This is a genomic window from Aquiflexum gelatinilyticum (assembly GCF_024813435.1).
Classification (GTDB): domain Bacteria; phylum Bacteroidota; class Bacteroidia; order Cytophagales; family Cyclobacteriaceae; genus Cognataquiflexum; species Cognataquiflexum gelatinilyticum.
Genome location: NZ_JANAEZ010000004.1, coordinates 318797 through 341745, shown reverse-complemented (window position 1 = coordinate 341745; position 22949 = coordinate 318797). Strand labels below are relative to the sequence as shown.

Genomic DNA, 22949 nt, shown 5'->3' with positions numbered 1-22949 from the left:
AATTATATGAAACTCACTTATAGATATCTTTTGGTTTTTCTCTTTTTCATGATGTCACATGTTTCAACTTGGGCTCAATGTGCCATGTGCCGGGCAGGGATTGAAAATAATGTAAGCAATGGGGAAACTACTATTGGGGCAGGTTTGAATATGGGGATCCTCTACCTTTTGATCATGCCCTACACCTTGGCTGTCGTATTGGGATACCTTTGGTATAGGAATGCAAAAAAAAGAAAAAGTAAATTCCTTTTTCACGGAGAAAAATTTTAATTAATGGCCAAGATCTGGGTACAGATTTTGCTTTTTGCTTAACTTATGGTTATGCGAAACACTCGGACGATTTTACTTTTTGTGACCCTCATCAGTCTGGGTGTTTTGTTGGCGGTTAATTTTTTTTTAACTGAAAGAGATGAAGAGCAAAGACTGATTAAGCCAATTTCAAAAGAAATCCAAAGAATTGACGGTGAGTTTGATGCTGACTTTCTACAACTTTTGTTGAAAAACCGACCTGAAGAGGAATTTTCTTTTACCAATCTGACAATAGATTCATTTCATTCCTATTATCTGTTCAGTGAATCAGGAAAGTTGATATACTGGTCTGATTTTTCATTTATGCCTGATTTTGATTGGATAAACCCCAAAGCCAATCAAAGAATTATGGAAGATAAAAGGGGGATATTTTTTTCTAAGGTACGAAGGTTCTCACGCAATAATCAAGGATATTGGATCATCCAGTTATATCCACTGTATTTTAAAAGAGATTTTCAAAATCAGTATCTAGAATCTGGTTTCAATTCTGAAATTTTCCCAAGTGGCCTTAAGAGTATTTCTGCTATTCAGGAAGAGGGATTATTGGATGTAAAAGGATCCAAAGGTGAGTTTTTGTTCTCTGTTTATTTTGATCCTGATCAAATCCCTACAGAACCTTCCAGTCGTTTCGCTTTGATGATTTTCTTTTTTTCACTTTTTTTCCTTGTCCTATTGGTAACAAGAAACCTTATTTTGGGATTGTGGAGAAAAGGAAAGCAAGTAAAAGCATTTATTGCAGCCTCTGCTGTTTTGGTTACCATAAGAGCACTCATGCTCGCCTTCAGGTTTCCGAAGGATTATTTTGACTACAAGTTGTTTGATCCATCGGGTTATGCTTCTTCTTGGATCAATCCAAGTCTTGGTGACCTTTTTCTAAATATAACCTGCTTAGCTGTGCTCTTGGCTATGGTTCTGAGAATTATAGCGAGCAACGATTTTAAAAATTGGCTTGAAAAAAGAAAGATAAAAAAAGACAGCAGGTTGTTTTTGATCATCGCTTATTTATTTTCGACTCTTTTTTTGGTCCTTTTTTATGCTTTATACATTGATATTTTGAGCAATTCCCAATGGGACCTTAATATATTGAGTCTTCCTTCTTTGGATTGGTTCAAGGTTGTCAGTTTATCCATCGTATTTCTAGGTGGAGCGGGGTATTTTTTATTTACAGTTTTGGCTTTGGAGCTGGTGTTTTACAATAGTCCTTTGAACAAGTCTAAGGCGCTTTACATCATCATTTATTTTTCTGTTCCCGTAGTCGCAGTTTTGGCCTACTTTAATTGGATATTGATGGTAGCCTATCTGGCGCACTTTATTTTTTTGGTGGCTGTCATCAACTTTAACCTTTACAGATACATTTTTACTATTGGATTGAATACTTTCCTGACATTTTTCTTTGGTTGCCTGATTGCTGCGATAATTACCGGAGTGGCTTCCCATCAGGTTTATTTGGAGAGGAATTTTAAATCCAAAGCAAGTTTTGGAACCGAAATGTTGGTAGAAAATGATATCCTCGCGGAGTTTTTTCTATCTGATATTATCGAAAGAATCAGTCAGGATATTTTTATCAAAAACTCCATGACAGACCCATTGATGAGAAAAGAGCTCATCGAGCAAAAAATCAGGAAAATCCATATGATCAATTACTTTGATCAATATGTCCTCAAAGTGAAGGTTTTCAATTATTTCGGTGAGAATCTTTTGGACCGGAATAATTCAAATACGTTGCAGGAAAATGAAATACAATTTGTAAAAAGCGATTTCGCCACTTCAGTCAAAGATTTATACTTTATCCATAAAGGGACAGAAGGGGACGGAAATCAATATTTTGCTTTTATCCCGATGTATAAGGATGATGTTTTTATCGGAACAGTATTTTTGGAACTGAGACAGTTAAGGATTGTTCCCGGATCGGTTTTTCCAAAGCTTCTTATAGATGAAAAATATATGGCAGGGATGAACGATAAAAAGTTTGACTATGCTGTGTATGAGGAAGGCGAGCTCAAATACGGAGTGGGTTTATTCAACTACAGGGCTGCGGGAATTGAGAAGTTGCTGGACCAATCCATTCTATTCAGTTCAGGAATTTACAAAGGTAAATTCCATCATGTCGGCGTAAAAGAACAGGACAAGGTAGTGGTGGTTTCCTCTCCTGTATATCCGATTTATTACATTTTGGCAGATATTTCTCTTTTCTTTTTAGGTTTCATCATATTTACACTTGGTGCTTTGATTATTGGAGCCTTTTCAAAGAAAATCGAATCATTGAGATTTAACTATGCCACAAAGCTTCAATTGTACCTAAATTTCGCCTTCTTTTTCCCAATACTGATTATCAGTATTATCATCGTAGGCTTGTTTACCAGCTCCTATCAGGAAGAACTGCATAGGCAATACCTTCAAAAAACCTCACTTGTTACAGACAACCTTTCCCCGGTAATCGAAAAGAGGAACAGTGGGTTGCTGGAAAAAGATGAGATCTTAGAAACGATAAACAACCTTTCCGGGAATGCGAATACGGATATAAATTTGTATAACAATGAAGGCATATTGGTCAGCACATCCCAACCCAACATTTTTGACAAAAAGGTTTTGACCAACTATATAAATCCAAATGCGATTGTTGAATTGGTAGAAGGACAGAACAACCTTGTGCTCTTGGAAGAGAAGATAGGCAATCTTACTTTCAAATCAGTATATTCTGCCATCAGGTCTAAGGATGGTCAGGAAGTGCAGGCGATTGTTGCTATCCCGTTTTTTGAGTCGGAGACTGAGTTGGATTTGTTGATTGCAGATGTATTGAGTAATATCATCAATATATTCGTTTTGGTTTTTGTCGTGTTTTTATTCATTTCCTATTTTGTCTCCAGGAATCTGACTTTTCCTTTCAAGTTACTCACTCAAAAACTTAAGGTCACTGGACTGGATAATAATGAACCTATGTTTTGGCCTACCAATGATGAAATTGGGTTGCTGGTGAATGAATATAACAACATGCTTTTTAAGTTGGAAGCCAGTAAAAAGGACCTCGCAAGTTCTGAAAAAGAATCCGCTTGGAGAGAGATGGCCAAACAGGTAGCCCATGAAATCAAAAATCCGCTCACCCCGATGAAGCTTACATTGCAGCATTTGTTGCGGTTGCATTCTGAAGGAAAGCTTGACGATCCCAAAAAACTCAAACAGCCGTTGGAGACTTTGATTCATCAGGTAGATACATTGAGTGATATTGCCACTTCTTTTTCCAGTTTTGCAAAAATGCCGAAGCCTAAAAAGGAACTTATGGATTTCAAACAGGTGGTATTGGGAACATTAGAATTATTTAAAAACAGGGAAAACGAAAAAATAATCTTTGGGGATCTTACCGAAGAAGGCAATCTCCCGGTGATGGGAGACAAACAGCTATTTGGGAGAATCATTGCCAACTTGATCATCAATGGATTTCAGGCAACTGAACCTCACAAAAAATCCGTAATCCTCGTTTTTCTAAGGGTTATTGAGGACCAAGTTGTATTGGAAATAAAGGATAACGGCAAGGGCATACCCGTCGAATTGAGAAATAAGATTTTTATGCCAAATTTCAGTACAAAATCCGAGGGTTCCGGTTTGGGCCTTGCAATTGCGAAAAGAGGGGTAGAAACAGAAGGTGGAAAAATATGGTTTGAAACAGAAGAGGGTAAAGGAACTTCCTTTTTCCTTTCTTTCAACCTGGTGGAGGAAATTCCTGTTCAGTGAAAAAATCAACTTGTTTGTTTCTTGTTCTGTCTGGATTTTTTGCTTTCAAATCGGAGAAAATGCTTTTAATCTGAGAGTTATCCATCTTTTTGATGAAAATATTACCTTAGCAAGGATATATGCATAACAGTATGATTCGGGTAAGGTATTTTGTCTTGATTCTAATTCTGAATTTGGGATTCTGTACCTCTGTTTTTTCCCAAAATTCAGTCTGCAAGTGGGTTCCCTCCGAAAAATTTTCAAAATCGTTTTTGCTGGATTCGTTAAGTGTCTTGACGGAAAGTATCAAAATAAAGGATAGGTCTGATAAGGATTATCTTTTCGCTTATGATCTCAATACAGGCAATATCCAAATCCAATTGGATCGAAAAATTCAGGTTGACTCACTTCTTATCTGCTACAATACTTTTCCTTACGCCTTGAACCAGACTTCTGCCAATAGGACTTTATTGGCAGATTATGATTCGACTGCCATGTTTAGAAACAACAGGGTTCAGGCAACTCCCACATTTGACTTTCGGGAAGAGTTATTCCCAAGTACCAATCTGAACAAATCCGGTAACCTTACCCGGGGGATTTCTTTTGGCAATACCCAAAACCTGTTTGTAAACTCATCTTTGAATCTTCAGATGAGCGGGCAACTTACCGAAAACCTGAATATCAGGGCCAGTATCACGGATCAGAATGTGCCTTTTCAGCCGGAAGGAAATACCCAACAAGTTCAGGATTTTGACAATATCCTCGTGGAGCTTTACAATGACAAACTGAGTTTGGCTGCGGGGGATGTGGTGTTGCAACAGAGAAAATCTGAGTTTTTGAGATACTATAAGAATGTGCAGGGAGCCCAATTCACCACCAATTATTTGGTAGGTGATAAGTGGCGGGCATCTACCCAAGCTGCCGCCTCTGTTGCAAAGGGTAAGTTTGCTTCCATTGTTTTGGAAGTAGCGGAAGGAACGCTTGGACCATACAGGATTCAGGGACCACAAAATGAAAGATTTGTCATCATCATGGCCAATTCTGAAAGGGTATTTTTGGACGGTGTCCAGCTACAGAGAGGATTCAATTATGACTATGTCATTGATTACAATCAGGGTGAAATCACTTTTACCCCAAAAGTATTGATCACCCAGTACACCAGAATCCGGGTTGATTTTGAATATGCAGAGCGTAATTATTCACGGTCAATACTGACTGCCAACCATATTCAGGAATCCGATAAGGTTTCTTTTTACATGAATTTATATAGGGAGCAAGACAACAGAAACCGACCGCTGTTTTTTGAGCTGTCTGACCAAGACAAATCGCTTTTGGCATCTGTTGGTAATGATGTCGAATCTGCAGCTGTGCCAAGAGTAGATAGTGTCGCATTCGATCCCAACCGGATTCTGTATAGGAAAGTTACAGATATAGATGATCAAGGAAGGCCTTTTGAATATTTCGAATATTCCAATGATCCTGATGAAGCCTTCTTTGCAGTCTCATTCAGTGAAGTTGGCCAAGGAAATGGGGATTACATCAGACAAAGCCAATTGTCCAATGGTCCTGTTTTTGCTTTTTTACCAAAGGTCAATGGAATATCACAAGGAAATTATTCCATCTTTTCACCTCTTCCGGCTCCCAATAAAAAACAGATGTTTACCACCGGGACAAGGATAAAACTCAATGCCTACGAGCAGGTTTATACCGAGGTTGCTTTTTCAAATACAGACCAAAACCTCTTTTCTGATATCGATAATGAGACCAACCGGGGCTTTGGTGTCAAATCAGGAATCGTGTCAGATAACAGAGTTTTGGATGGCTTTAAAGGATATAAATTTAGGGCATTGGCTGAGTATGAATATAACTCAACACATTTCACCTTTATTGACCGGTTGCGATATATCGAATTTGACAGGGATTGGAGTCTTAATCCGGAAGATGCCATGGAAGCTGGTCATGAGAGGATTTTCAACACCCAGGTTGAATTGGTCAAGGACTTCAACAATGCCTTCAGTTATCGGTTCAACCTCAGAAATCGAGGTCAGGTTTTAGCCGGAACCCAGCATCTTGCAAAATGGGATCAACAATTAGGAAAGTGGTTTTTTGTCAAAAACAGTTTTTTCCTGTTAAATTCCAATGTCCGAAATCTGAATTCTGATTGGCTGAGATACACCGGTGATTTTCAATTCCGCTCCAAAGTTTTGGTTCCCGGGTATAGGATCATGGTCGATAGAAACGCTGTTCGAGATATCGAAAAGGATTCAGTGGTGAGTACAGCAATGAATTTTTTGGAACACCTTGTGTACCTCAAATCCAATGACACCTTGCCCTACTCTTTCTTTCTGAATGCCTCAATTAGAGAAGATAAATTTCCGGTCAATGGCGTGATTACCCCTGATACGGAGGCATTTCAAGGCATGTTTGGATTGAAAAGGAGATTCGGGGTCCATGATTTGACAGCGACATTTACCTATAGAGAACTTGAATTTCTCAGGCTCAATCAAGAAAAAGAAACCACTGTACTGAGCAAAGTCGATTATTTGGGAACACTGGCCAAAGGCAATCTCAGAAATGAGCTCAGTTATGCTTTAGGCAATGGGCGTGAGTTTAGACGTGAATTTATTTTTCTTCCTGTCCCGACCGGGGAAGGAACCCACGCATGGAGAGATGATAACAATGACGGAATCCAGCAGCTGAATGAATTCTACATCGCCATCAATCCTGAAGAAAAAAGTTTTATCAAGGTGTTTGTTCCCACGTCTGAGTTTGTACAGGCGTTTACCACCATTTTCAATTACCGACTCAATGCAAGATTTCCGGATACCTGGAAAACAAGCGGAGGGGTCCTACAATTCCTACAGAAATTTTCAAATACCACAAGCCTAAGTATTGAGAAGAAAATCACCTCCAATGAATTTTGGGATAGGGTCAATCCTTTTGTTGGCGGATTTTCTCCAGAGGATTTGATTTCTGTCAGACAGGTGATCCGATCATCCTTTTTCTTCAACAGGTCTTCTGCCAAGTATGGATTTGATTTGTCGCTTTTTGATAGTCAAAACAAACAGTTGCTCTCAGGAGGTTTTGATGACCTGATCCAAAAAGATTGGAGATTAAATATGAGGTATAACTTCAGTCCAGTATTGAACCTCAGGATCTTGGCTCAGACAGGGAACAGAATAGCCAATTCGGATTTTTTGAGCAACAGAAATTATTTCATTGAGCAAAAGGGAATAGGCCCTGAATTAGCTTGGCAGCCAAGCAGTCTTTTCCGGTCAACGGTCATATATCAATACCTTGATAAACATAATCTCGCAAACCAAGAAATCGATGAAAGGTCAAGTACCCATCAGATGGGTCTGGATTTTAGGTTTGCAAAGGCTGTTAAAACCACTATCAACGCCAATTTCAAATACACTTTTATTGAGTACAACGGTCAGCCAAATTCACCTGCGGGATACGAAATGTTACAGGCTTTGACTCCGGGCAATAACCTGACCTGGACATTTAATTGGCTCCAAAAAATAGGAGAGGGTCTTCAGATGAATGTGGTTTACGAAGGAAGAAATTCACAAGGTCTTGAACGTTTGGTTCATATTGGAAGGATGCAGGTGACGGCATTATTTTGATGGATGATCATTTTTCTAATGGAAACAATTCCACCCTTCTGAATTCCACTTCAGCCCCTTCGGCTTGAAGAGCGATTTTTCCCTTCTTTGCAGTGGCTCCGTAGCCTTGATTTACCAAATCCCCATTCAGCCAAACAGTAATGGTATCAGCCTTACATTTGATTGTCATTTTGTTCCACTCGCCCAATGGCTTTTCTGATCCGTCTGTCAGATTGAGAATGCGCCTGCCTTTGCCTTCTGTGATTCCCCAGTTTTCCTTCGGGCCACGACGCGCTTCCATATCCGGAACTTTGATGTCTTCTACGATGCACCAAAAGTCTCCGGCGTTTTCATGCATCATCTGCACTTCGATAGATTTGGGAAACATATTGTATAAATTTCTTGATCCTGAGGCATGGACCAAAATACCGCAGTTTCCCGGTTCAGATGCAAACCTGTATTCGATTTCCAGTCTGTAATTTTCAAATTCCTTGTCAGTCAGCAAATGTCCGTTTGGTGTTCCCAAGCTCACGAGCATTCCATTCCTGACAATAAAGGGAATTCTATTGCTACTGTCTTTTTGAAGGTCAGGGATATCCATGTACCAACCGTCCAGAGATTTTTCATCAAACAATCGGATAGACTGCGAAAAAAGGCTGAGGGAGCAAAATAGAAGAGGGATAATCAGAAGTCGTTTCATAGCTTGATTCTTTCAGATATTAATTTGGGAAATCAATCTGGGATTTATCATATTATTATCCAAAATATGTCCGAATTGAACAAGAAGTAATTGTTTTTCAATGAAATAAAAAATGTGAGGCCTATGGTTATGATTGTCTTTGAGATCAGAAAAATTTTATAAAAATCATTTTTGACCAAAAACATGATTTTAATCATGTTTGAACCTACTTAATGTCACCCTAAAAATTTGACCCTTACTTTAGATTTGTAGCTTAGGATTGGAAAAGCTATGGTTTCGAAAGTAGACAACACAGTAAATTTTGCAATTCCGGAGGAAATAATAAAGTCTCACTATTGTGAAAAACTACCTTCGGGATTCCCGGTAAACCTTACCAAAGGAGGAGCCGGAATGATGTGCAATCCTCATCAGGGGCCAACACTTTATACAGCTCATTTACCGGAAGTACTTGACTGGCTTCATGGACTTGAAAAACCAAAAGCTTTGGAAAATGAGCCATGTGGAATCCCGGTGCTACTTTTTGACAGGGAAATGTCCACTGAAAACCTGCTTTTTCATTACGATGGAACTCCAGCTTCTGCCAGATTAATCAAAAACTTTATTGAACTCTTTCAGGATAACATTAAAAGCAGCAAAGCCACCATCATTTCTCCAAGCTTTATCCCCAAATCAAAAATGAGAGAAGAGCAAGAGATCGTGCAATTGGTAACAGGTTCTACGGCTGAGACTTCTTTTATTAAATTTAATTTCAACAGGATTGGTGATTTTTGGTCATATGCTGTCAAACACCACTGTACACTTTTGGTGACTACAAAAAATTACCAGTCCGATCTGGCCAAAGTCCTTTTTCATTTTTACAAAGGCGGTATGTGGTACGATCGTTTGTCATTTTACCTAGCCCTATAAATCATTGAATTAGATGATTTTTGTCATGTTTTTAAGGGTTTTATCTAGCTAAATTGTACGAAATGTCAAATCAGGTAAATACATCAATCAGACGGGAAACTTCTACTTGCTACCACTGCGGGGAAGAATGCAAAGATGAAATTCTCCATATCGGAGAAAAGAATTTTTGCTGTACGGGCTGTAAACTGGTCTTTGAAGTTCTGAGTGAAAGTGACCTTTGTACTTATTATGAAATAGCCGAAAAGCCTGGATTAAGCCAAAAATCAGTTTCAGGAAGGGACAACAGATTTGATTACCTGGATGATCTGGATATTGTCAGGAAGTTGATTGATTTCCAAAACGCTGAAGAAACACATATTACTTTTTCGATTCCTTTGATCCATTGCGCTTCCTGCATCTGGCTGCTTGAGAATTTCCATAAGCTCCACTCCGGCATTATTTCCGGAAGGGTAGAATTCATCAAAAAGAAAGTCCAGGTCAAATACCTGCATGACAAAATCAGCCTAAAAGAGGTTGTCAGGTTGCTTTCCCGAATCGGGTATGAGCCTGCCATCAACCTAGCTGATGCGGACAAAAAGACGGTGGAGGTCACAGACAAAAAACTGATTTACAAGCTCGCAGTAGCAGGATTTTGCTTTGGCAATATGATGCTTTTCAGTTTGCCGGAGTATTTTGCTGAAGCGGAACTACTTGGCGCTGGCTTCAAAAAAACTTTCAATTACCTCAATGTCATGCTTTCCATACCGGTGTTTTTTTATGCCGCTACGGATTACTATCGCTCAGCTTGGCTTTCGATCCGGAATAAGGCAGTTAATATGGATGTGCCGATTGCTATTGGGATAATCACTCTATTTACTTACAGCCTTTTCGACATTTTCATTTTGGGAAACGAAGGCTACATGGACACGTTGGGAGGCTTGCTTTTTTTCCTTTTGATCGGCAAATATTACCAACAGAAAACTTACGATACGCTTTCTTTTGACAGGGACTACAAATCCTATTTTCCTGTTGCGGTTACCAAACTTGTCCGGGATGAGGAGGAGGTAATCCCTTTGATCAAACTCAATGTCGGCGATATCATCAAAGTCAGAAATGAAGAATTGATTCCTGCTGACAGTATCTTAATAGAAGGAGAAGCATTTGTCGATTACAGCTTTGTTACCGGAGAGGAAGTTCCTGTTGCCAAAAGAAAAGGCGAGCTGATCTATGCGGGTGGACGACAAAAAGGAAAAGCATTGACCCTGACTGTTCAGAAATCCCCATCCCAGGGATACCTGACAGATTTATGGAACAACGATTCCTTTGATAAAGAAAAAGTCAACAGTCTGGAATCTTTGGCAAACAGGATTTCAGGAAAGTTTACTTTCACTGTCTTGGCAATAGCCTTTGGCGCTTTGATTTATTGGGGGGTTACAGGTCAGCTATCTATGGGGGTTTTGGCCTTTACCTCAGTGTTGATCATCACATGCCCCTGTGCTTTGGCCATGTCCACTCCATTTACATTGGGAAATACCCTTCGGGTGTTTGGCCAAGGAAAATTCTTTCTCAAAAATTCACATGTCATTGAGAAGCTTGCCAAAGTCGATACAGTTGTTTTTGACAAAACAGGAACACTTACTTCCACTTCTGAAGCTTCTGTCAAATATTTCGGAGAGCCCCTTTCGACCGAATCCAAGTCCATCATCAAATCATTGGTAAATCAGTCTACCCATGCCCTCAGCAACCGCATCAATACCGCTCTTGATGGAGTGAAAGCCATCAAACTGGGAGAGGTTGAGGAGATTTCAGGAAAAGGCCTTAGGACAATTTACAGAACCCAAGAAATAAAGTTGGGTTCAGCGGACTTTGTCGGAGCTGGGACACAAGGATTGCCGGAAGGTGGAAATCTCGTGTTTTTTGCAGTGGAAGGTACGCTTCTGGGATATTTTTTCATTCAGAGCGGTTTGCGCAAAGGAATAGAAAATGTGGTTTCTGATATCAATGAGAAATTTCCTGTTCATTTTCTTTCGGGCGATCAAGACCATGAGCGGGTGAATCTTGTCAAGGTTTTTGGAAATCAGATACTGATGAATTTCAACCAAAGCCCAAGCGACAAACTTGCCTATATCAAAAACCTGAATCAAAACGGCGCCCATACCCTCATGATAGGAGATGGTCTCAATGATGCCGGCGCTTTGAGAGAGAGCCAAGTTGGTATTGCCTTGACAGACAAAATCACGAATTTTTCGCCTGCCTCTGATGCCATCATGGATGCAGCAGTCATCCAAAAACTACCTGCCTTTTTGGATTTTACAAAAACCAGTAGAAAAATCATCAAAGCCAGTTTTGGATTGAGCTTTACCTATAATATAGTCGGGGTTTACTTTGCTGTACAAGGACTGGTAAGTCCTGTATTCTGTGCTATCCTGATGCCTATCAGCAGTATTTCGGTAGTGGTATTTACCACGCTGACCACCAATTATCTCGCCTACAGAAGGGGCTTAAAAGACAAAATCTGGTAACCATGGAAGTCATATTTGTATTGATCGCAATCAGTCTCATCCTCGCAGGATCTTTTCTTTTCCTGTTTTTCAGGGCTATGAAAGGAGGGCAGTTTGATGATAACCATACTCCGGCTATCCGGATACTGTTTGATAATGAACCAAAAACCAAAGATAAAAAAGAACCATCACCATCAACAAAATCTAAGTAAGTATGCCAGGAACAACACTTGAACAGTTCAGTTACGACAACAAGATCGTAAAGTACTTCGGCGTCGCCACCATAGCTTGGGGCCTTGTCGGAATGCTGGTCGGGGTTATTGCAGCTACCCAGCTGTTTTTGCCCGAGGCCAATTTGGGGAATCCCTACACCACTTTTGGAAGAATCAGACCGCTCCATACCAATGCGGTGATTTTTGCTTTTGTGGGAAATGCGATTTTCGCAGGGATTTATTATTCCATGCCTAGACTATTGAAAACACCGATGTGGAGCAAGGCCCTCAGCTGGTTCCATTTTTGGGGTTGGCAATTGATCATTCTATTGGCTGCCATCACCCTTCCTTTGGGTTTGACCACCTCTAAGGAATATGCCGAATTGGAATGGCCGATTGACATTTTGATAGCCATAGTATGGGTTGCTTTTGGTGCCAACATGATCGGTGCCCTGATCAAAAGAAGAGAAAAGCATATGTACGTCGCCATTTGGTTCTATTTGGCATCTTTCGTTACAGTAGCTGTTCTCCATATTTTCAATTCCCTTGCTTTACCAGTATCCTTTTTCAAAAGTTACTCTGCCTATGCAGGTGTCCAGGATGCATTGGTACAGTGGTGGTACGGACACAATGCAGTAGCATTCTTCCTGACCACGCCTTTCTTGGGATTGATGTATTATTATCTTCCAAAAGCAGCGAATAGACCGGTCTATTCTTATAAGTTATCCATTGTTCACTTTTGGTCATTGATTTTCTTGTACATCTGGGCAGGTCCTCACCACTTGCTTTATACGGCATTACCGGAGTGGGCGCAGGTATTGGGTACTGTTTTCTCAGTCATGCTGATCGCTCCTTCTTGGGGAGGTATGGTCAATGGTCTTTTGACATTGAGAGGTGCCTGGGACAAAGTAAGGGTTGATCCTGTTTTAAAATTTATGGTGGTCGCTGTCACAGCATACGGTATGTCCACATTTGAAGGGCCTTTGCTTTCATTGAAAAATGTAAACGCCATAGCTCACTATACTGACTGGATCGTGGCACACGTGCACATCGGAGGTTTGGGCTGGAACGGTTTCTTCACTTTTGCCATGTTGTATTGGTTATGGCCAAAAATGTGGAAAACAAACCTGTATTCAACAAAACTTGCCACCACCCACTTTTGGATGGGTACCATTGGTATCATATTCTACGCATTGCCGATGTATGTCGCAGCTTTGACTCAGTCATTGATGTGGAAGGAATTTACCGAAGCCGGTAGATTGGCATATCCAAACTTCTTGGAGACTGTCATTCAAATCAAACCTATGTATATGTTGAGGGCTTTTGGTGGTCTATTGTATTTGGCAGGTGCATTCTTGTTGGTTTACAATATGGTAAAAACAGCACAGCAGGGTAAATTCATGGCTGAAGAGGCTGATGAAGCTCCTGCATTGAAACCGCACGTACCTGTTGAGGGAGAATTCTGGCACAGGGCTTGGGAAAGAAAGCCTGTATTCTTTACAGTTTTGGCGACCATAGCCATCTTGATAGGTGGAGCCATAGAGATCATTCCAACCATCTTGGTCAAATCCAATGTGCCTACGATATCAAGTGTAACGCCTTACACCCCTCTTGAGCTTCAGGGTAGAGATTTGTATATCTCTCATGGTTGTGTGGGTTGTCACTCACAGATGATCAGACCATTCCGATCGGAGACAGAACGATTTGGTGAATATTCCAAGGCAGGTGAATTTGTTTATGACAGGCCATTCCTTTGGGGTTCCAAGCGTACCGGTCCGGATTTGCATAGGGAGGGAGGAAAATATCCAGATAGCTGGCATTACCACCACATGGTAGATCCTACATCCATGTCGCCGGGATCATTGATGCCACCATACCCGTGGTTGTCTACCAATATCATGGACCACTCTGATGTTCCAGCCAAAATCAGAACCTTGCAAAAATTGGGTGTTCCTTATCCTGAAGGATATGATGCGCAAGCCAATTCAGACCTGACTTTACAAGCCAATAAGATAGCTGCCAACCTGAAAACAGCAGGTGTAGAAGTAATGCCTGAATCCGAAATGGTGGCATTGATCGCCTATCTCCAACGCTTGGGTACAGATATCAAAAAAACTACAGCCTCTAACCCATAAATATCAGGAACTATGAAAAAGGACATATTAAGTTCCATCGAGAACATAGAAATCTACCCCATCATCTCCTTGTTGATCTTCGTGATTTTCTTTATAGGGATGTTTATATGGGTGATCAGTGTGGATAAAAAATACATCAACCACATGAAGGAAATGCCTTTCAATGACAAACCACAAAATTTAGAAGGCTATGAAAAAGTTTAAATCCTTATTTCTAGTGATTGCAGGGATGTTTTTAGCACTTCCTTCATTTGCGCAGACAAGCGAATCTACTTGGTTTGCCAACCTTCAAAGTATGGACAGCACTCAACTCACGCTTCTTGTGATTCTTGGAGTAGTGCTAGGTGTCATCGTCTTACTTCTGATTTTGATGATTTATCTGATGACGTTTATGACGGCAGTATTCAGAAAAGAAAATCCGGAAATGGCAAACCAACCTTCATGGTGGGATGAGTTTAAGATCAAATACGTCACAGGAAAAATGAAACCTGTGGGAGGTAAAGAAGAGAAAGAACTCATGAAGGAACATACTTTTGACGGTATTGTGGAACTTGATAACCACATGCCGCCTTGGTTGGCCAACGTATTCTACCTCACCATAGGATTTGCTGTGATTTATTTCACCTACTTCACTGTTTTGGGCTTGGGCAAAACCCAACTCGAAGAATATGCCGAAGAACAGAGAATTGCGGCCATTCAGATAGAGGAATATAAGGCACTTGCAGTAAGTAGCATTGATGAGACTTCTGTAGTATTTGATGAAACTCCCGCAGCCATTGCAGCAGGACTAAGCATCTTCAGTGCCAACTGTGTAGCTTGCCACGCACAAGATGGGGGTGGAGGCGTAGGTTCCAACCTCACAGATGAGTATTGGAAGCACGGAGGATCAATCAATGATATTTTCAAAGTGATCAAATATGGTGTTCCGGAAAAAGGGATGATTCCTTGGCAAGACCAATTAAGTCCAGAAGAAATGCAACAAGTTGCTAGCTTTATCTTGACGCTCCAAGGAACAACACCTGCCAATCCCAAGGCAGCAGAAGGAGAGAGATATGTACCTGCAGGCGTTGAGCCTGCCAAGGCAGATTCAGTCGCAGCCCCTATTGCTGTAGAAGCAGTAGCAGAAGCCAAATAAGTAATAACCCCTGAGAGGACTATCTCTCAGGGGTTAAAATTTTCAATTTCAAGATTATGAGTAAGATCAATCCAAATTTAGATCCGGAGCATTTTAGGGATTCACTCGCGTCGGTAAGTTCAGAGGGAAAGCGAAACTGGATCTATCCCAAAAAGGTATCGGGCAAATTCTATAAATGGAGGACTTATTTATCATGGGTGCTCTTGGCAATACTATTTGCGGGACCATTTATCCAAGTGGGCGGAAGGCCCTACATGCTGTTTAATATCTTCGAAAGAAAGTTCATCATCTTTGGTGCTGCATTTTGGCCTCAGGATACCCATTTGCTAATCTTCTTATTGTTGATATTGTTTGTGTTTGTGATTCTTTTCACAGCAGTGTTCGGCAGGATATTCTGTGGGTGGGCCTGTCCTCAGACTTTGTTTTTGGAGATGGTTTTCCGCAAAATCGAATATGCCATCGAAGGCGATGCCAACCAACAAAGAAAGCTGAATGAGATGCCATGGAACAGTGAGAAAATCTGGAAGAAAGGTTTGAAGATGACCATTTTCGTAATCATTTCTTTGATGATTTCCCATTTGGTCATGGCCTACCTGATAGGGGTCGACCAAGTGATGGAAATCGTCAGTCAGCCACCTTCAGCCCATATGGCTGGATTCATCGGTTTGATGGCATTCACCGGGATATTTCTTTTTGTTTTTTCATGGTTTCGAGAGCAGGCCTGTATTGTGGTATGTCCTTATGGAAGGCTACAGGGGGTATTGTTGGATGCCAATTCGATCAATGTCACCTATGACCATGTCAGGGGAGAGCCTCGGGGACCGATCCGCAAAAACAAGATTGAAGAGGAACCAAAAGGTGATTGTATCGACTGTGGACTTTGTGTTCAGGTTTGTCCGACAGGGATTGATATCCGAAATGGTGTACAGATGGAATGCGTCAACTGTACAGCCTGCATCGATGTCTGTGATGAAGTCATGGTCAAGGTGGATAGGCCGGAGGGTTTGATCAGATATGCTTCCGATAACAGTGTGATGCACCGTACCCAAAAACTGATTACACCAAGGGTGAAAGCCTATTCAGCAATGTTGGTCGTTTTGATGGGGGCATTTATCGCATTGATAGCCACTAGGGAAGATTTGGCGGCGACTGTGACCAGGTTTAGGGGAATGACTTATCAGGCACGGGATACAGGACAGATCAGTAACCTTTACGAAGTAAGTTTTATCAACAAAACATTTGATGCCCAAAAAGTAGCTCTAGTTTCTGAAAATGAAAAATATACCGTAGAGGTAGTCGGAGACCAAAACTGGACTTTGGATGGTCAGGCGAAATTTAACGGAAGGTTCTTTTTAGTAAAAGACCAAAAGGACATGCTTGTAAACCAAGAAGATGTTACCTTACTGCTGATGCAAAACGGTGAAGTAATTGACAAGATCAGCACGAGCTTTGTTGGACCGGTTTTTAGTAATCAGTAATCAGTGATCAGTTTACAGTAGTCAGTACTCAGTTCTACAAATAACCGAATACCTTCCAATATTTCAACTTTGAAACTTAAGAACTTAATAACCAATTAATCATTAACCAAAAAAATATGAACTGGGGAAAAGGAATAGTAATCACATTGATTGTCTTCATCAGCTTGATGGTAGGATTGGTTACGATCTGCGTTAAGCAAGATGATATCCATCTTGTCACTGAAGATTATTATGGAGAAGAGATCAAGTACCAAGATCAAATCGATAAAATGATCAATGCAAATTCTCTTGATTACAAGGTGTTGGATTATGACGGTCAACTCAAAAAAGTGGATTTACATCTTCCTGCAGGGTCAAAAGGAACCATGCATTTATTCAGGCCCTCGGATGCCAGACTTGATCAAAAAATTGACTTTGAAATTACAAGTCAAAATGAAAATGCCTTTGACTTAAAAACCCTTAAACCGGGTTATTGGAAGTTGAAATTGACCTGGTCAGAAAATGGTGTCGATTATTTCCACGAAGAGAAAATCAATATTTAAATGATCTGGACAGCGTTTTTATTGGGATTTTTGGGTTCGTTTCACTGCTTGGGCATGTGTGGACCCATTGCTTTGGCGGTGTCTGCCAAAGACAACTCCCGATTTTTACGAAATAAAATCATCTACAACCTAGGCCGAACTGTTACTTATTCTATTTTGGGTGCTTTGATCGGTCTAATCGGTTTTTCCCTTGCTTTGGCAGGAATCCAACAATGGATTTCCATTGTGATGGGTTCCCTTATTTTATTGATGGCATTTTTTTACAAAAGTTCTGAGAGACTTATTACCCAATCCGGTTTATACGGTGGGGTAAATAAATTGAAATCCAAGTTGGGCTATTTTCTTAAAAAAGGAGGGACACCTGCCTTTTTTGCATCCGGATTGTTGAATGGATTACTTCCCTGTGGGATGGTGTATATTGCCTTGATTGCTTCTCTTGCTCTCCAAAGTCCGCTTGAAGGGGCGATGTATATGTTCTTTTTTGGTTTGGGGACAACACCTATGCTGATTGTGGTTATGATTTCAGGAAAAATCCTTTCGCTATCTATACGAACCAAATTGACCAATGCACTTCCTTATTTCGCCATGTTTATCGGGATATTATTTATCGTAAGAGGAATGGGCTTGGGAATCAATTTCATCAGTCCAAAGCTTCCTGTATTCAGTGAAGGAAATCTGACCACCGAAATCACAGTTTGCCATTGATTTTTTCTCTTTAATAGTTGGGCTAATGATTGACTAGACCTTCCAACTTCATTTTTTGTTTTTAAAATTAATTATATGACTTCGCATAGAGGTGTTTTGGCACCTTCAGGCAAAATAAAAGCCGATCTGAATTTCAGACCGGCTTTGTTAATCAAATCGACATTTAACCTTATTCTACTTTTATTTCAAAATAATATTCCTGACCATTAGGATACAGACCAAGGATTACGATCTCCTCGCCGATATTGTCTTTTAATATATCTACCAATTGTTCAGAATTGCTGATTTTATTTCTTCCGTTGGAGCCGATTACTGAAGTGATGATAAAACCTGGCTTAGCACCTGATTTTTTCCAATTTTCATCTTCAACAGCTGTGATTCCAGCACCGCCTTCTATGCTTAGTCTTTCTTTCATAGCAGGCTTGATGTCTTCAAAAGTCACGCCGTTAAAACTGACGATTTTTGGGGGAATGACTTTGACGATGTTTGTATCCCCTGAAATGTTTTTAAGCGTTGCAGTAGCTTTTGATTCTTTTCCTTTTCTCAGGTATTTGATTTCTACTTTATCTCCCGGGCGTTTTCTGGCGACCATTTCCTGAAGCTTTGCGACATTGTTTGTTTCAACACCATCGATACCGATGATGACATCACCTGGTTTTAACCCTGCCTCTTCACCGCCACTGCCTTCATTGACTCCTGCTACATAGACACCTCTTGAAGTGAATAATTTCTCAGAAATTCTATCCTCTAATTCAGGGGATACATCTTGGATACTTACACCCAATAAGCCTCTCTGTACAGCGCCATATTCCAAAAGGTCATCCATTACTTTTTTGACAATAGAACTTGGAACAGCAAATGCGTAACCGTTAAATGTTCCTGTTCTTGAAGCAATGGCTGTATTCACACCGATCAGTTCTCCGGCAAGATTTACCAAGGCTCCTCCTGAGTTGCCTGGATTGACAACTGCATCAGTCTGAAGGAATGATTCGATCTGAAGGTTATTTTCCAAATTCCTCAAAATGCCGATATTTCTCGCTTTGGCACTGATAATACCTGCTGTAACTGTAGAAGTCAAATCGAATGGATTACCCACAGCCAATACCCATTCACCGACTTTCATTTTGTCTGAATCGCCAAACTTTACAAACCGTAAACCGTTTGCTTCGATTTTCAGCAAAGCCAAATCCGTAGTAGGATCTGTTCCAATGACACGGGCAGTATATCTTGAATTATCTTCCAAAGAAATCTCGATTTTGGAAGCATTGTCGATGACGTGGTTATTGGTAACGATATAGCCGTCTTCGGATATGATTACTCCCGATCCGGAACTCATCCCTTCTCTTGGCTGCATGTCCCTTTCTGGATTACGAAAGCCAAAAAATTCTTCAAATGGATCCGATCCTCTTTGGTTTTGGGAAACAGTGACGCTGCTTTTAACATGGACTACCGCGGGTGTGACAGCAGCTGCTGAGGCGACGAAATTGATACCATCAGGTACATTAAATTTTTCATCAGACAACCAATTGACTAAACTTGTGTCCTGTTTGTCTGTGAAATTGGAGGCTGAATTTGGTTTGATCAGGTAGCTTGCCCCCGCAAGAGCAATTACTCCACCTAAGAGGGAAGCAAGGATGATTCCCAGGAAAAACTGCTTTTTATTCATTTTTATAGTGGTTTAAGTTCTGGTTTGTACACGAAATTTACATTGTCCTGTTATCAAATACCAAGCTTATTTATAGAATAGGTATAAGTTTTTAACAAGGATTAACAGAAAAGAATTTGAAGTGGAAAGTTTCCACTATTGTACAACAAAAAAAAAGGAAGTGGGTTTCCCCACTTGCCTTATTTTACTTCGATTTTTGCTTTGTTGACTTTCTTTTCCGCTTTTGGAAGGTTGATTTTGAGCAGTCCATCTTCATATACAGCTTCTATGCTGTCAGAATTAACATCATCTGGCAAATAGAATGACCTGCTAAAAGAACCATAGTGAGTTTCAAGTGAGTGGTAATTTTTCCCTTCTTTCTTCTCTTCCATTTTTCTTTCTCCTGATACAGTAAGTCTTCCCTCAGTCAAATCAAGATTGAAATCTGTTTTTTTCATCCCGGGGACGGAAACATGGAGCTCATATTTGCTCTCATCTTCAGAGATGTCTACAGCGGGAGTAAACTGCTTGAGGTTTTGTCCGATAGAGTCATTGAAGAATCTATCCAAAAGGGTGCTAAAGGTAGCCGGATAGGCCGGGTCAAGTTGGTTGTATTTTACGAGTTTCATGGTTTGATATTTTTTGGTTTAATCAATTTTATCCTCACCGTTACATTTATTAAATTTTGTACCAACTGAATAATCAAGCCATTTTGACATTAATTCCTTTAATTTACTCATTAATTCGGTCATTATGACGCGATTTGTTGCTTTAAAAGGTTTTCCTATCTTAGCTTATACATGAAAAGAGAGGAATTGAAAAAGTGCCCCACCTTGGCCGAATTCCCCAATCTCCTTACATTTAGATTGTAAAAATATACCCATGGGCTATAAAATCTTTTTTCTTTTTGCTTTTGTTTTTCTGACCTCCCATTTTGGATTTGCTCAGGAAATCCCCGTTGTAAGTTCCATCGACAGTCTTCTTGAACTGAATTTGGAAGAACAAATGAAGGAAGTTGTTGTAGACAAAAAACCTTCTTTGGAAGGAAGTATCAAAAAGGTCCAACAATATACCACGACGCTAAATGGCATGAATCAGGTTTTGAAAAAAGAACTTGATACGACTGAAATCATGCAGATTGTTCCTAATGCCCAGGGAGTTTTGGACAGGATTACCGAGACACTTTCCCCTGAGAATACTAAGATTAACCTGAGATACCTCACTGCATTAGAAAACCTACTGGCTTATAACGAAAGGAAAATAAGGGATAAGGATAAGGTGATTTATGATAGGATGGAAGAATTGGTCGGGCTCAAAGAAAAAATGGACAGTATCCAGAACGATGACCTGCTCAAATACAGCTTTAGGGATACAACTATGCTTGTCGAATATCAGGTTTCTATCAAGTCATTGAAAACTTTGGTTCATGAAACGGACAGTTTACTTAATTCCCAGAGGATTTTGACTGCAGTTATCCAATCAAGAGTTTCCACTATTTTGAATGATATTGATTTGAGGGTGGAAGATTTGAGACAGGCGCGGATCCAATTGGAAAGAACCCTATTTGAAAAAGAAAACAATTATATCTGGGAACCAAAGGATTTTCCAAATACAGACAGGCTTGTCGACATTTTTTTTGATGCACTCAGGATCAATAGGTGGATAATTGGGAATTATTTGTCTAGGAATATCCCTCTTACCCTTTTTCTTTTTGGTCTGGTTTATCTCCTTTATTTCTACATCAACTCAAACATCAAAAAGATAACGCTTGAAAAAGAGTTTTCGGGAATCATATTTGGGAGGTTAAAATACTTAAACAAGCATCCCTTTCTTGCGGCTTTGGTAGTTGTATTAGCCGTTTCTCCATTTTTTTATCCTTATCCGCCGGCAGTGTTTTTCGCCCTGCTTATGTTTATTTTGGTCACTATAGCTACTATTCTACTAAGAAGCCGATTGTCATCAAAGGCATACAGACTCTGGCTATTGGTGTATTTCCTGTTTTTCATAAGTGTGATCAGCAACCTTTATTGGGAGGTTGCCTATCAGGAAAGATGGCATTTGATATTATTCAATTTTTTAGGGATTATCCTTGGTTGGAAAATGATCAAACTTCAGCAGAAAAAGGAAGAAAACCTGCCTTCTTATATTAAAACCATCGTGATCATCTATATGATTTTCGAATCGGTTTCTTTTTTGACAAATATCTTTGGAAGGTTTAGTTTGTCAAAAATGATTGGAATTGTTGGTTCTATCAGTTTGTTGCATGCCGTTAGTTTGATAATTTTTGTAATCATACTCAAGGAAATTATCTATATCCAAATTGAAGTCAGCAAAAAGAACGGAGATGGTTTTACTTCTGCTGTTGCATTTTATGATATTCAAAAAAGAGTAAATAAGTTCTTCACATACCTTGCTATTATCATTTGGGGGTATTATTTCTTAGAAAGTCTCCATTTGTTGGATACCTTTTTGGAAATGGTTTTTAATTTCTTTGATAAGCCACGACAAATCCTCAATGCTTCTTTTACATATTCTCAGATTGCCGTCTTTATTCTGATCATTTATCTGTCCTCTTTTCTGGCAAATACCATTGGCTATTTTGCTTCCATAAAAGATGAGCAGCATGGGAATGAGAGAAGCAAAAGATTGGGCTCTTCCATTCTATTGATCAAATTGGCGGTATTTACTTTAGGATTTCTAATTGCTATCGCTGCCTCAGGCATTCCAATTGATAAAATCACCATCATACTTGGTGCTTTGTCTGTTGGTATAGGTTTTGGATTACAGACGATTGTTAATAACCTTGTTTCAGGGATTATTCTTGCTTTTGAAAGACCCATTCAGATTGGAGATACCATCCAAGTAGGGACTGTGGAAGGCGTTGTCAAGGATATTGGAATCCGTGCAAGCAAAATCAGAAATTGGGATGGCGCTGAGGTGATAATCCCTAATGGTGATCTTTTGGCGCACCACTTGACCAATTGGACACTTTCTGATAAATCCCGAAGGGTGGAATTGACAATTGGGGTTGCTTATAATTCTGATATGGATTTGGTGACAGCACTTATCCAAAAACAACTGGAAGTAGATGAAATTATGAACCTTCCTGCACCCAAGGTATTTTTACAGACTTTTGGGGACAATTCGGTAAATTTCCGGGTGCTCTTTTGGGTCAATGACGTGGATATCTGGGTATTGATCAGAGATCAGGTCATGCGTGGAATTTTCAAATCATTTAAAGAATACGGAATCGAAATTCCTTTTCCTCAAAGGGATCTTTATGTAAAAAGCTTTCCGGGTCTAATTGGAGAAAAGGTCATGAAACCAGGAGAAATAAGTCCTGAGGAAAAGCCAAAAGGGAAATCTGATTCTGATCCAAAATAGAC

Annotated in this window: 16 protein-coding genes; 13 read left to right on the top strand and 3 right to left on the bottom strand. The window is 40.0% G+C overall.

Annotated features, from left to right (window positions below; all coding sequences use genetic code 11):
* Positions 1 to 6 precede the first annotated feature (6 nt).
* The 3 genes from NK987_RS11835 (at position 7) to NK987_RS11825 (ending at position 7646) form a co-directional block, all read left to right on the top strand.
* A complete protein-coding gene (locus NK987_RS11835; RefSeq protein WP_258424220.1) occupies positions 7 to 270 on the top strand; it encodes a hypothetical protein in 264 nt (87 codons plus the stop codon).
* Between the two features lie 51 nt (positions 271 to 321).
* Positions 322 to 4038 (top strand): ATP-binding protein, encoded by a 3717-nt coding sequence (locus NK987_RS11830; protein WP_259264001.1) that lies wholly within the window; start codon positions 322 to 324, stop codon positions 4036 to 4038.
* 131 nt (positions 4039 to 4169) lie between these two features.
* Positions 4170 to 7646: a hypothetical protein gene (locus NK987_RS11825; protein WP_259264052.1), complete on the top strand. Its 3477-nt coding sequence runs from the start codon at positions 4170 to 4172 to the stop codon at positions 7644 to 7646.
* Positions 7647 to 7653: 7 nt separating this feature from the next.
* Here the strand turns inward: NK987_RS11825 and NK987_RS11820 are convergent, their stop codons facing one another.
* Positions 7654 to 8325: a 3-keto-disaccharide hydrolase gene (locus NK987_RS11820; protein WP_259264000.1), complete on the bottom strand. Its 672-nt coding sequence runs from the start codon at positions 8323 to 8325 to the stop codon at positions 7654 to 7656.
* Between the two features lie 270 nt (positions 8326 to 8595).
* On the opposite strand from NK987_RS11820, the gene NK987_RS11815 reads away from it, so the two are divergent.
* The 9 genes from NK987_RS11815 (at position 8596) to NK987_RS11775 (ending at position 17918) form a co-directional block, all read left to right on the top strand.
* Positions 8596 to 9231, top strand: coding sequence for a hypothetical protein (locus NK987_RS11815; RefSeq protein ID WP_258424223.1), 636 nt, complete (start codon positions 8596 to 8598; stop codon positions 9229 to 9231).
* Positions 9232 to 9293: 62 nt separating this feature from the next.
* Positions 9294 to 11732: a heavy metal translocating P-type ATPase gene (locus tag NK987_RS11810; protein ID WP_259263999.1), complete on the top strand. Its 2439-nt coding sequence runs from the start codon at positions 9294 to 9296 to the stop codon at positions 11730 to 11732.
* Between the two features lie 2 nt (positions 11733 to 11734).
* The gene (ccoS, locus tag NK987_RS11805; protein WP_259263998.1) at positions 11735 to 11923 is read left to right on the top strand and encodes a cbb3-type cytochrome oxidase assembly protein CcoS; all 189 of its coding nucleotides are present in this window, start codon (positions 11735 to 11737) and stop codon (positions 11921 to 11923) included.
* A 2-nt stretch (positions 11924 to 11925) separates the two neighbouring features.
* Positions 11926 to 14058: a cytochrome-c oxidase, cbb3-type subunit I gene (ccoN, locus tag NK987_RS11800; RefSeq protein ID WP_259263997.1), complete on the top strand. Its 2133-nt coding sequence runs from the start codon at positions 11926 to 11928 to the stop codon at positions 14056 to 14058.
* Positions 14059 to 14070: 12 nt separating this feature from the next.
* Positions 14071 to 14262, top strand: a complete 192-nt coding sequence (locus NK987_RS11795; RefSeq protein ID WP_258424227.1) for a cbb3-type cytochrome c oxidase subunit 3 — start codon at positions 14071 to 14073, stop codon at positions 14260 to 14262.
* A complete protein-coding gene (locus NK987_RS11790) occupies positions 14249 to 15193 on the top strand; it encodes a cbb3-type cytochrome c oxidase N-terminal domain-containing protein (RefSeq protein ID WP_259263996.1) in 945 nt (314 codons plus the stop codon). The genes NK987_RS11795 and NK987_RS11790 overlap by 14 nt, the downstream gene beginning before the upstream one ends.
* Positions 15194 to 15249: 56 nt before the next feature.
* Positions 15250 to 16671: a cytochrome c oxidase accessory protein CcoG gene (ccoG, locus tag NK987_RS11785; protein ID WP_259263995.1), complete on the top strand. Its 1422-nt coding sequence runs from the start codon at positions 15250 to 15252 to the stop codon at positions 16669 to 16671.
* A 116-nt stretch (positions 16672 to 16787) separates the two neighbouring features.
* Entirely contained in the window at positions 16788 to 17213 is a 426-nt protein-coding gene (locus tag NK987_RS11780; RefSeq protein WP_259263994.1) for a FixH family protein, read from the top strand.
* Positions 17214 to 17918, top strand: coding sequence for a sulfite exporter TauE/SafE family protein (locus NK987_RS11775; RefSeq protein ID WP_258424231.1), 705 nt, complete (start codon positions 17214 to 17216; stop codon positions 17916 to 17918).
* A gap of 169 nt (positions 17919 to 18087) precedes the next feature.
* Here NK987_RS11775 and NK987_RS11770 read toward each other — a convergent pair whose 3' ends face one another.
* Both NK987_RS11770 and NK987_RS11765 read right to left on the bottom strand, forming a co-directional pair.
* Entirely contained in the window at positions 18088 to 19584 is a 1497-nt protein-coding gene (locus NK987_RS11770; protein ID WP_259263993.1) for a Do family serine endopeptidase, read from the bottom strand.
* Positions 19585 to 19763: 179 nt separating this feature from the next.
* On the bottom strand, positions 19764 to 20192 hold the full coding sequence (locus tag NK987_RS11765) for an Hsp20/alpha crystallin family protein (protein ID WP_258424233.1): 429 nt from the start codon (positions 20190 to 20192) through the stop codon (positions 19764 to 19766).
* 253 nt (positions 20193 to 20445) lie between these two features.
* Here NK987_RS11765 and NK987_RS11760 point away from each other — a divergent pair, with 253 nt between their 5' ends.
* On the top strand, positions 20446 to 22947 hold the full coding sequence (locus NK987_RS11760; protein WP_259263992.1) for a mechanosensitive ion channel family protein: 2502 nt from the start codon (positions 20446 to 20448) through the stop codon (positions 22945 to 22947).
* The last annotated feature ends 2 nt before the right edge of the window (positions 22948 to 22949 follow it).